Here is a 10,415-nt window from a genome sequence, read left to right as displayed (position 1 = left end):
CTTATCTCTTTCCACTCAGCGTCTCGCTGGAGAGCGCCCTTCGCCTTAGCCACAGACATGCGCAGCCTGCGGCTGATAACGTGGGCGGCGGCGATAAACGGCACGAGAGGAAGAATTGCCAGCAGCAGCCACCGAACGCCGAACGCGGTTTCAAGCATAAATTCGATGTCGGATCTGGCCTGAGGCGACAAGCTCCCCCGTTGAAGGGCAGCCTCTCCCCGCCGCGCTAGCTCAAGGCGAACGGGCTGGATGCGGCGCTGGACTTCACGCGCCGCAATTGCAGAAAGCGGGAGCGCCGCTGCAATGGCAACCGGCAGAATGGTCCAGAGGCTCATGCCGATCTTCCTTTTCGCGTTTTGGGCGCGTCGCGTATATTGCGCCGCACCCTTTCGAACTCAACCCCGTTGTCAGAGCGCTCACGTTTACCCAGACGGGCTTGCCAAACCCAAAACGCCAAGAACACGATAATGAGACCGAATTCGATCGGGTTGCGATCCAGCCATGAAGTTAGGTCGTGTACTACCCCTTCCGACGCCTTGACGCTCGTTCCCTTGTATTCGACCTGAAGCGCTTGGTCTCCGTCACCTTTCGGCACCGGAACGGTTGGCGCCGCTGACGTTGAGTCCCCCATGGGCACAACTTAAGCACAGGCAGCGCCATAATGAAAAGCCGCCGGAGTTGCCCCCGGCGGCTCCCTGGTGGTTGCAGTGGAAACCGGAACGTGGGAATCTCGACTGTCACATCAGATCCACCGCCCGGACGGCCCCCGCATCACGCGAGGGGCCGTTTTGGTTTCTGGATTCACCTATCAAGGACCGCGTGTGAGCCGCATGGCTTGTCTCCCGCTGACGCCGGGTTGGATGACGTCAACGACCGGCGCCGTCCAAAAGCGGAGGTGCGGATCGCCGTGCGGAACACGGTGCCACCACTCATGCGGAAACATGGCCAGCGGGTAGCGCACTTCCTCGCCGTTTCGGGTGAATTTCGTAAGCCCCGCAGCGACGGGCAGGAGGCCGCCCGACAGGCGCACCTCGATGACTTCGACCGCCGAGTGCGGGCCCAGGTTGCCGCGCAACGCCAGGAACTCAAAGGGACGAAGCCAGCGCGCGAACTCTTCCTCGCTTGGCTCCTGCGCAGCTAGTTCGTCATCAGCGTCTGCGGCCATCCCGCCGCAGGCTACGGCGCCGCTCTAGATTCGTCACTGCGTCAAGTCAGTTGATGCCCGGCGCGCGGTGGGGGATAAGGGCACCGGCCGGATGAGCCGCGTTTTAGGCACCACCCGCCACCACGAGCATAGAGATCTCAACATAAGCCCCGCCAAGCAAAGGCATCAGTCTGACGCAAGGCACTCAGCTCAAAGCCTGGCCACCAGCCCTCTCGCTGGGGGCCGTCGGTGAGGCTAATCCTCATACGCCTCGATGCGAGCGACATACCGAAGGGCGACGTCGACCGACGCGGCCTCGGCGATCCACATTCCGAGGCTCGCCAGGTCGTCTGCCGCATGCGGCGTCAAGACGACCGTGCGGCGCTTCACGACTCGGTCTTGGCCCGGATCCTGGCGCGGATCCGCGCAAAGGCGACGTCGGCAGGTATCAAGATGGACGGATCCGCGTCGACGGCCTGGATCCGGGGCACGACGATATCCCGCAGCCACCGTTCCACCGCCTCATCCCGCTCCTTCAGCGCCCGCCTGGTCTTCGGCCAGGCTGAAGGTGCGTTTCTGGACCGTCGACATCGGGAACACTCGCCTTGGGAGTGGAGCGGTATGAAACTATCATACCACGCCGGCGCTTGGAGCCGGTTCCGTTTCAACCGCGATCGTGCTATCGGCCCCGGCCATGCCGACGCCCGTCCGAGAAGAACGCGCCTTCCCGACCCTCGCGATCCGCGGGGCGACGACGATTGGCGGGACGCGAACTACCCCCGCCGGCGTGGCTTGAACCTCTCGGGGTCCCGGCGTAGGCACGGGGTCCAGATCGCAAGTTCCGCAGCCGGCATGAGCTTCTACGAGAGATGCGTCCGTGGGCTCCTCAGAGCCTACAAGCTGACGCTATCGCCGCTGATCGGGCGGCAGTGCCGGTTCGCGCCGACCTGTTCGGAGTATGCCGCGCAAGCCCTGATCGGCCACGGACCGTGGCGCGGGAGCGTGCTCGCCGCGCAACGGATCTGTCGTTGTCATCCCTGGGGTGGCGCGGGCTATGACCCGCCGCCGCCGCCGCGCCAGATGGGCCCAAAGGAAACGGGCTCCCAGGCGCGCGACTGGAAGTGTGAAACATGATCGACCTGATTTTCCCCGACGGCTCGAAGCGCCCGTTCGAGGCCGGCGTCACGGGCAAGCAAGTGGCCGCCTCGATCGCGCCGTCCCTGGCCAAGCGCGCCGTCCTCATCAAGCTGGACGGCGAACTGCTGGACGTCGAGCGGCCGCTGGAGCATGGCGGCAAATTCGAGATCCTCGGCCGAGACGCCCCCGAGGCCCTGGAGACGATCCGCCACGACGTCAGCCACATCCTGGCCGAGGCGGTGCAGGAGCTGTTCCCCGGCACGCAGGTGACCATCGGCCCGGCGATCGAGGACGGCTTCTACTACGACTTCGCCCGCGACGAGCCGTTCAGCCTGGACGACCTCAGCAAGATCGAGCAGCGCATGAAGGAGATCGTCGACCGCGACGAGCCCATCGTCCGCGAGGTCTGGGACCGTGACGAGGCGATCGCCCACTTCACGTCGATCGGCGAGCTCTACAAGGCCGAGATCATCGGCAGCATCCCGGCCGGCGAGGCCGTCACGGTCTATCGCCAGGGGACCTGGAAGGACCTGTGCCGCGGCCCGCACCTGCCGTCCACCAAGGCGGCGGGCAAGGCCTTCAAGCTGACCAAGCTGGCCGGCGCCTACTGGCGCGGCGACCATCGCAACCCGATGCTGCAGCGGATCTACGGCACCGCCTGGGCCAGCGAGGCCGACCTCGCCGCCTACCTCCACCGCCTGGAGGAGGCCGAGAAGCGCGACCACCGCAAGATCGGCCGGGCCATGGACCTCTTCCACATGCAGGAAGAGGGCAAGGGCATGGTGTTCTGGCACCCCAAGGGCTGGGCGCTCTATCAGACGCTGGAACGCTACATGCGCCGCCGCCTGGACGCCGCAGGCTACCAGGAGATCAAGACGCCGCAGGTGATGGACCGCGCCCTGTGGGAGAAATCCGGCCACTGGGAAAAGTACCGCCCCAACATGTTCGTCTGCGAGACGGAGGAGGGCGAGACGCTGGCGGTGAAGCCAATGAGCTGCCCAGGCCATATCCAGGTGTTCAATTTCGGCCAGCGGTCCTACCGCGACCTGCCGCTGAAGTTCGCCGAGTTCGGCTCTTGCCACCGCTATGAGCCGTCGGGCGCCCTGCACGGCCTGATGCGGGTGCGCGGCTTCACGCAGGACGACGCGCATATCTTCTGTCGCGAGGGCCAGATCGAGAGCGAGACCAAGGCGTTCATCGAGCTCCTGACGACGGTCTATGCGGATATCGGGCTGGAGCTGGCCGGTCTGCGGTTCGCCACGCGGCCTGAGAACCGGGCGGGCTCAGACGCGGTCTGGGACAAGGCGGAAGCTGGGCTCGAGGCGGCGGTCAAGGCGGCCGGTGTCGACTATGAGCTCAATCCCGGCGACGGCGCCTTCTATGGCCCGAAGCTGGATTTCACGGTGAAGGACGCCATCGGCCGGATCTGGCAGTGCGGCACGCTGCAACTCGATTTCGTGCTGCCCGAGCGGCTGGGCGCGGAATATGTCGCCGAGGACGGCTCCAAGCAGGTCCCGGTGATGATGCACCGGGCGATCCTCGGGTCCTTCGAGCGTTTCCTTGGCATCCTGATCGAAAACTACGCCGGGGCGTTTCCGCTGTGGCTGGCGCCGGTGCAGGTGGTGGTCGCCACGATCACCTCCGACGCCGACGACTTCGCCCTGAAGGCCGTCGCGGCGCTTCGGGCCCAGGGCCTGCGGGTGGAAACCGATCTGCGCAACGAGAAGATCAACTACAAGGTCCGCGAGCACAGCCTGGCCAAGGTCCCGGTGATCGCCGTCGTCGGCCGCCGCGAGGCGGAGGAGGGCAAGCTCGCCCTGCGCCGCCTTGGCTCCGACGGGCAGCAGATCCTCACCCTCGCCGAGGCCGTGAACAGCCTTGCCAGCGAAGCCAACCCGCCCGATGTTGCCCGCAAGGTCCGCGTCGGGGACGCGTCCGGGTTGGACGGTGAAAAGGAGGCTGGATGAACGGCGTCGCCGCACCGCTCCGCGCCTCCCCGATCGCCAGCGAACCGTCGGCCACGACCGACGCCCTGCGGCCCCGCCGCAGCGTCTCGGTGGTGATGGTGGTCTATCGCACCGGCGAGGCGCTGGAGCAGAGCCTGGCCTGCGTGCTGGCCGATCCGCTGGTCGACCAGTTCGTGATCGTCGACAACGGCTCCGAGCCGCGCGAGGCCGAACGCCTGCGCGTCCTGGACCGCGACGACCGGGTGGTGCTGGTTCAGGGCCACGGCAACGTCGGCTTCGCCAAGGGCGCCAACCTGGGCGCGAAGCACGCCCGCGGCGACCTGCTGGTGTTCCTGAACCCCGACGCCTTCCTGCAGCCGGGATGCATCGCCGAACTGGTGCGCGAGATCGCCGACCGGGCCTCGCCCTGCATCGTCGGCGGCCGGGTGCTGAACGCCGACCGCACCGAACAGCGCGGCGCGCGGCGCGGCGAGATCACCCCGCTCAGCGCGCTGCTGTCGATGAGCGGCCTGGCCCGGCTGGTCCCGGCCTGGCGGCATCTGGAGGTGCACTGGGAGCGGAACGCGCTGCCCGACCAGGTGGCCCCGGCCCCCACCATATCCGGCGCCTGCTTCTGCATGCGACGGGCGGATTTCGCGGGCCTGGGCGGCTTCGACGAGGGCTATTTCCTGCACGTCGAGGACGTCGACCTGTGCTGGCGCGTGCGCCAGGAGGGCGGCGAGGTGCTGTTCCACCCCCGCGCCGAGGTCATCCACCTGGGCGGCACCAGCCAGACCAGCCCGCTGAAGGTGGAATTCCATAAGGGCGTCGGCCTGGCCCGCTATTTCCGCAAGCGCGCCGGCAGCGTCGGCCAGCACGTCACCGCCTGGCTGCTCTCGCCCCTGGTCGTCGGCCTGGCCCTGGCGCGCCCGCTGGTCTGGGCCCTGAAGAGCCGGGTTTCGTAACCCTCCGTCTCCCCCAGCGTGTGCAACGACGTCCGGCGCGCGAGTTCCTCCACGCTGCAGGATTGGCCGCCGCGCCGTTTGTCTGAGAGACTGCGCCACCGGGATCGGCGGAGGACGGGTGGCGGACCAGGCGGCACGGCAGGAACGTCCGCGGCAGAGCGACCGCGAGCAGGCCGAGCTGATCCGCGGCCTCTACCGCAACGTGCCCGTGGGGGTCGCCGGCGCCCTGTTCGGCGTGACGGTGCTGAGCTGGGTGCTGGTGCGCATCGCCCCGGCCCGCGCGCCGGTCGTGGGAATCTGGTTCGGCCTCACCCTGGCGGTGGCGGCCTGGCAGCTCATCCTCTGGGCCTGGTATTCGCGCCAGCCGCGGCCAGACGGCGACTGGCGCATCTGGGCGCGGCGGTTCGTGATCGCCAGCCTGGCGGAGGGCTTCCGCTGGGGCGTGGGCGGCGTGTTCCTGGCCGCGCCCGGCCATGTGGAGCAGCAGGTCTGGGTCTGCATGGTGGTGGCGTGTGCGGCCTCGGCGTCGGTCTCCTCGCTAGGCAGCTACATCCCGGCCTTCTATGCCCTGCTGTTCCCGGCCCTGATGCCGTTCGTGGTTTGGAGCGCCTTCCAGACCAATCCGCTCTACTGGGCCCTGGGCCTGCTGGCCCTGGCCCTGACCGGGTCGGTGGCGGTGCTGGGGTTCGGGCAGGGCCGGTTCCTGGCCGAGGCGCTCAGGCTGCGCTTCGAGAACCTCGACCTGGCCGACGACCTGCGCCGGCAGAAGGACATCGCCGAGCAGGCCAACCTGGCCAAGACCCAGTTCCTGGCCGCCGCCAGCCACGACCTGCGCCAGCCGATCCACGCGCTGGGCATGTTCGTGGAGGCGCTGGGCCGCACCCGCCTGGACCGCGACGGCGTCCGCCTGGCCGGCCAGGTCGCCGAAACGGTGCAGGCGATGAGCGGGCTGTTCGACAGCCTGCTGGGCATCTCCCAGCTCGACGCGGGCGTGGTCAGGCCCGCCTCGCGGGCGTTCGCGGTCCAGCCGTTGCTGGAGCGCATCTGCCGCGAGCAGGCCGCGGAGCTCGAGGGCCGCCCCGTGCGGCTGCGGCTCGTGGCGTCCTCGGCGGTGGTGGAGACCGACCCGCTGCTGCTGGAGCGGATGCTGCGCAACGTCATCTCCAACGCCGTGCGCTACACCGTGGAGGGGCGCGTTCTGGTCGGCTGCCGGCGCGGGCCGCGGCTGACCATCGAGGTCTCCGACACCGGGCCGGGCGTCTCCGCCGCGCACCAGGAGGCGGTGTTCGAGGAGTATTTCCAGGTCGCCAATCCCGAGCGCGACCGGACCATGGGCCTGGGCCTGGGCCTGGCGATCACCCGGCGGCTCTCGGTGCTGCTGGACTGCCCGATCGGCCTGAGCGCCCCGTCCCGCGGCGGCACCACCTTCCGGATTTCCGTCCCCGTGGCGACGCGCGAGGCCGAGGCGTCGGCCCCCGAGCCGCTGTTCGCGCCGCCGATCCGGGGCGGCCGGGTGTTCGTGATCGACGACGATCCGGCGGTCCAGCAGGGCACCGCCGACCTCCTGCGCCTCTGGGGCTACGACGTGGCGGTGGCGGAATCGGCCGCGGAGCTGCTGTCCGGCGTCGCAGGCGGCGCGGTCCCGGACCTGCTGATCTGCGACTGGCGGCTGCGCGGCGGGGAGACGGGGCTGGGGGCGATCCGGGCGATCCGGGCCGCCTATGGCGCGGAGATCCCGGCCCTGCTGATCACCGGCGACACCGCCCCGACCCGGCTGCGCGAGGCCGACCGCACGGGCCTGGTCCTGCTGCACAAGCCCGTGCCGCCGGGCAAGCTGCGCGCCGCGCTGGGCAATCTGATCCGGCGGGAGGCGCCGGCGCAGGACGCCGCTGAAGCTGTCAGATAAGCCCGGCCGCGCGGGCCGACTGGATCGCCTCGGCCCGGCCGCCCACCGCCAGGGCCCGGAGCACGCCGGTCATGTGGGCCTTCACGGTCTTCTCGCTGACCCCCATCCGATAGGCGATCACCTTGTTGGAGAGGCCCTCGCCCAGGTGGCGCAGCACTTCGGTCTGGCGTCCCGTGAGCGTGATGCTGGCCGGGGCGGCCCAGGGCGCGGCGACCGCAGCGGCCGGCGCTGGCTCGCGCAGCACCAGGGCCGGGACGAAGACCTCGCCGGCCAGGACCAGCCTGAGCGCCGAGAGCAGGGTGTCCGCGGTCGCCGACTTGGGCACATAGCCCAGCGCCCCGGCGGCGAAGGCGCGGCGCACCAGGTTCGGGTCGTCGGCGGCGGTCAGCACGATCACCGGCAGGGCCGGCCGGGTCTGCCCGAACTCCCGCAGCGCCGACATCCCGTCCATGCCCGGCATTGAGAGGTCGAGGAACACCGCGTCCAGGTCGTCGTGCTCAAGCGCCAGCGCCAGGCCCTCGGCGCTGCCCTGGGCCTGCAGCACCTGGGCGCCGGCATGGCGCTCCAGCAGGGCGGAGACGCCTTGCCGGACCAGCGCATGATCGTCGACGATCAGGATCTTCACGCAGCTCCCCGATCCGGGCGGAGACGGCCGGGCCGGCGGGACGCCGGTCGGTGAAGCAGCCTAGCGTATTTGGTGTGACTCAGGCCACCACGCGCGCCTCAGAGGGGAATCCGCCCGCGCGGCCGAGCGACGAGGCGGTGCGCTTGCCCAGCAGCCCCGACGCCCAGTTGCCGATCTCGATGAGCTGGCCGAGGTCATAGGTGGTCTCGAAGCCGGCGCGCTCCAGCATGTAGACCAGGTCCTCGGTGCCGATGTTGCCGGTGGCGTTGGGGGCGAAGGGACAGCCGCCCAGGCCGCCCACCGACGCGTCCAGCACGTCGACCCCGGCCTCCACACCCGCGAAGGCGTTGGCCAGGCCGGTGTTGCGGGTGTCGTGGAAATGCAGGCGCAGGGGCACGTCGCCCATCACCTGGCGGGCGGCCTCGACGCGGCGGCGCACTAGCCAGGGGTCGGCCACCCCGATGGTGTCGGCCAGGGCGATCTCGGCCACCTTGAGGTCGGCGGCGGCCTTGACGATTTCCACGACGCGGGCTTCAGGCACCTCGCCTTCGAAGGGGCAGCCGAAGGCGACGCTGACGGTCACCGAGATCGGCGGGTCGCCGGGCTTCCGCACCCCGACGATGTCGGCCATGGCGGCCACCTGTTCGGCTGACGAGGCGCCCTGGTTGCGGATGCCGAACGCGTCGGTGGCGCAGACCACGACATTGGCCTCGTCGCACCTAGCCGCCACGCAGCGGTCCCAGCCGCGCATGTTCAGCACCAGGCCGATCCGCGAGCGGCCGGCCGTGTGCGGCAGGGCGGCCATGATCTCCTCGGCGCCGGCCATCTGCGGCACGCGCTTGGGATTGACGAAGGAGACCACCTCCATGCGCCGCGCGCCGGCGGCCTCCAGCCGGGCGATCATCTCCAGCTTCTGGTCGATCTCGAACAGGGTCTTTTCGTTCTGCAGGCCGTCGCGCGGCCCCACTTCCACGATCTCGATCCGCCGGCTCATGGTTCCGCCTCATGGTCTTCCGGCGCCACATAGACCCGCAGGGTCATGGCGTCGCCCTTCGAATAGTTCACCCCGGCCACCTCGGCGACCTGGCGCGCCTCGCCGCCGCGGGCCTTGAGGGCAGCGCGGAAGGCGGCTTCCTCCCGGGCCTCGACGATGGCGGGGCGGTTCTCGACGATGGCCTGGGCCGCCTCGTCCGCCCCGTCCAGCTCGGTGGTGGTGCCGAGCGCGAAGACCAGGCTGGGCTCGGCGAACCCGGCCACCGCCACCGGCGCCGCGGCCATCCCCTGGCGGGGCAGCAGCTGGGCCTTGCCCATGGCCGTCTCCAGCCGCGCCGAGAGCCACAGCGGCTCCAGGCGGGGCGCGACGCCGGCCGCCAGCACCGCGTGGCCCAGCACGCCCAGCCCCACCGCGCCGACCACCGCATGGCGCGGCGCCTGGCGGACCAGCAGGACCGCGCCGGCCAAGCCCGCCGCCGCCAGCAGCCCGGCCGCCAGCGTCGCCGCCCAGGCGTCCGAGGCGTCGCCATAGCGCGACAGCAGGTAGAAGACCCCGCCGGCCAGGGCCAGGCCCGCCAGGGCGGAGAGGCCCGCGCCGAGCCAGCGGCAAACGCGGCCGATCGGCTCGGCCAGGGCTCGGGCCGCCAGCCAGGCCAGGGCGCCATAGGCCGGCATCAGATAGTGCGGCAGCTTGGTCGGCAGCAGTTCGAACACCAGCCAGGTGGGAACCAGCCAGGCCACGGCGAACCGCACCCCGGGCTCGGCGCGGTGACGCCACGCGGCCACCAGGGCGGCCGGCAGCAACAGGGTCATCGGGAAGGTCAGCAGCGGGGTCAGCAGGGCGTGGTAGCCGGGCGGCGCGCCATGGCTCTCCTGGCCCCCGGCCAGCTTGGGGGCCAGGTCGGAGCCGATCGCCTGGGTCCAGAACCCGCCGTCCGTCGCCACCGTCACCGCCCCGGCCCAGGGGCCCACGACCGCCAGGACGACGATCAGGCCCCAGTACCACTTCAACCCGCCCAGCCAGCCGGTCCGCCGGTCCCAGACCGCCAGCACGATCATCGCCAGCCCCACCACCATCGGCCCGACCGGCCCCTTGATCAGGATCGAGGCGGCCAGCGCGCCCCAGAAGATCCACACCACGCGGCGGGCCGCGGGCGGCCCGTTGCGGCGCGCCGCATAGAGCCGGGCCAGGGCGGCCATGGCCAGCGTCGTCGTCCCGGTCAGCGCCGCGTCGGTTTTGGCGATGAAGGCCTCGGTGGAGAGCAGGAAGGTCGCGGCCACCATGGCCCCGGCCAGCAGCCCCGCCTCGCCGCCGAAGAACGCCGCCGCCCCCCAGGCGCAGGCCGCCGCGGTCAGCATGGCGCCCAGCAGCGACGGGATCCGATAGGCCCAGATCTGCCGCGCCTCTGGGTTGGACAGCAGGCGCACGCTGGCGGCCTGCAGCCAGTGGATGCCCACCGGCTTCTTGAACCGCGGCCCGTCCTGGAAGCGGATCACGACATAGTCGTCGCTCTCCAGCATCTGGGCGGTGGCCTGGGCGAAGCGCGCCTCGTCGCGGTCCAGAGGCGGCACGGCGATCAGCCCGGGCAGACCCGCCATGAAGGCGATCAGCGCCGCGACCGCGGGCCCGCGCCAGCCGCCACTCCATCTCGCCAGGGCGCCGTCCAGCGTCATGGGCTGGTGATAGCACGATCCTTCC

Annotated in this window: 10 protein-coding genes; 4 read left to right on the top strand and 6 right to left on the bottom strand. The window is 70.4% G+C overall.

What is annotated here, in order from left to right:
- The 3 genes from Q0R13_RS07260 to Q0R13_RS07250 form a co-directional block, all read right to left on the bottom strand.
- A partial coding sequence (locus Q0R13_RS07260) for a hypothetical protein (protein WP_293901655.1) occupies positions 1-335 on the bottom strand: 335 nt, incomplete at its 3' end.
- 473 nt (positions 336-808) lie between these two features.
- Positions 809-1,165, bottom strand: coding sequence for a hypothetical protein (locus Q0R13_RS07255; protein WP_293901652.1), 357 nt, complete (start codon positions 1,163-1,165; stop codon positions 809-811).
- Between the two features lie 234 nt (positions 1,166-1,399).
- On the bottom strand, positions 1,400-1,534 hold the full coding sequence (locus Q0R13_RS07250) for a hypothetical protein (RefSeq protein WP_293901649.1): 135 nt from the start codon (positions 1,532-1,534) through the stop codon (positions 1,400-1,402).
- Positions 1,535-1,996: 462 nt separating this feature from the next.
- On the opposite strand from Q0R13_RS07250, the gene yidD reads away from it, so the two are divergent.
- The 4 genes from yidD (at position 1,997) to Q0R13_RS07230 (ending at position 7,098) form a co-directional block, all read left to right on the top strand.
- The gene (gene yidD / locus Q0R13_RS07245; RefSeq protein ID WP_293901646.1) at positions 1,997-2,278 is read left to right on the top strand and encodes a membrane protein insertion efficiency factor YidD; all 282 of its coding nucleotides are present in this window, start codon (positions 1,997-1,999) and stop codon (positions 2,276-2,278) included.
- Positions 2,275-4,248 (top strand): threonine--tRNA ligase, encoded by a 1,974-nt coding sequence (gene thrS / locus Q0R13_RS07240; RefSeq protein ID WP_293901644.1) that lies wholly within the window; start codon positions 2,275-2,277, stop codon positions 4,246-4,248. The genes yidD and thrS overlap by 4 nt, the downstream gene beginning before the upstream one ends.
- The gene (locus Q0R13_RS07235; protein WP_293901642.1) at positions 4,245-5,192 is read left to right on the top strand and encodes a glycosyltransferase family 2 protein; all 948 of its coding nucleotides are present in this window, start codon (positions 4,245-4,247) and stop codon (positions 5,190-5,192) included. The genes thrS and Q0R13_RS07235 overlap by 4 nt, the downstream gene beginning before the upstream one ends.
- Positions 5,193-5,310: 118 nt before the next feature.
- A complete protein-coding gene (locus tag Q0R13_RS07230; protein ID WP_293901640.1) occupies positions 5,311-7,098 on the top strand; it encodes a hybrid sensor histidine kinase/response regulator in 1,788 nt (595 codons plus the stop codon).
- Here Q0R13_RS07230 and Q0R13_RS07225 read toward each other — a convergent pair.
- From Q0R13_RS07225 to Q0R13_RS07215, 3 genes are all read right to left on the bottom strand, one after another.
- A complete protein-coding gene (locus Q0R13_RS07225) occupies positions 7,091-7,723 on the bottom strand; it encodes a response regulator transcription factor (protein ID WP_293901638.1) in 633 nt (210 codons plus the stop codon). The genes Q0R13_RS07230 and Q0R13_RS07225 overlap by 8 nt on opposite strands.
- Before the next feature lie 79 nt (positions 7,724-7,802).
- On the bottom strand, positions 7,803-8,717 hold the full coding sequence (locus Q0R13_RS07220) for a hydroxymethylglutaryl-CoA lyase (protein WP_293901636.1): 915 nt from the start codon (positions 8,715-8,717) through the stop codon (positions 7,803-7,805).
- Positions 8,714-10,390, bottom strand: coding sequence for a glycosyltransferase family 39 protein (locus Q0R13_RS07215; protein ID WP_293901634.1), 1,677 nt, complete (start codon positions 10,388-10,390; stop codon positions 8,714-8,716). Before Q0R13_RS07215 ends, Q0R13_RS07220 begins: the two co-directional genes overlap by 4 nt.
- Between the last annotated feature and the right edge of the window lie 25 nt (positions 10,391-10,415).

The sequence above is a fragment of the Phenylobacterium sp. genome (assembly GCF_025351295.1).
Lineage (GTDB): Bacteria > Pseudomonadota > Alphaproteobacteria > Caulobacterales > Caulobacteraceae > Phenylobacterium.
This window is presented reverse-complemented; position numbering and strand designations above follow the sequence as displayed.

Excerpts from the sequence above, each read along its gene's own strand:
- Q0R13_RS07235 (WP_293901642.1), top strand. The coding sequence starts at position 4,245 with ATGAACGGCGTCGCCGCACCGCTCCGCGCCTCCCCGATCGCCAGCGAA.
- thrS (WP_293901644.1), top strand. The coding sequence starts at position 2,275 with ATGATCGACCTGATTTTCCCCGACGGCTCGAAGCGCCCGTTCGAGGCC.
- Q0R13_RS07220 (WP_293901636.1), bottom strand. The coding sequence starts at position 8,717 with ATGAGCCGGCGGATCGAGATCGTGGAAGTGGGGCCGCGCGACGGCCTG.
- Q0R13_RS07215 (WP_293901634.1), bottom strand. The coding sequence starts at position 10,390 with ATGACGCTGGACGGCGCCCTGGCGAGATGGAGTGGCGGCTGGCGCGGG.
- Q0R13_RS07255 (WP_293901652.1), bottom strand. The coding sequence starts at position 1,165 with ATGGCCGCAGACGCTGATGACGAACTAGCTGCGCAGGAGCCAAGCGAG.
- yidD (WP_293901646.1), top strand. The coding sequence starts at position 1,997 with ATGAGCTTCTACGAGAGATGCGTCCGTGGGCTCCTCAGAGCCTACAAG.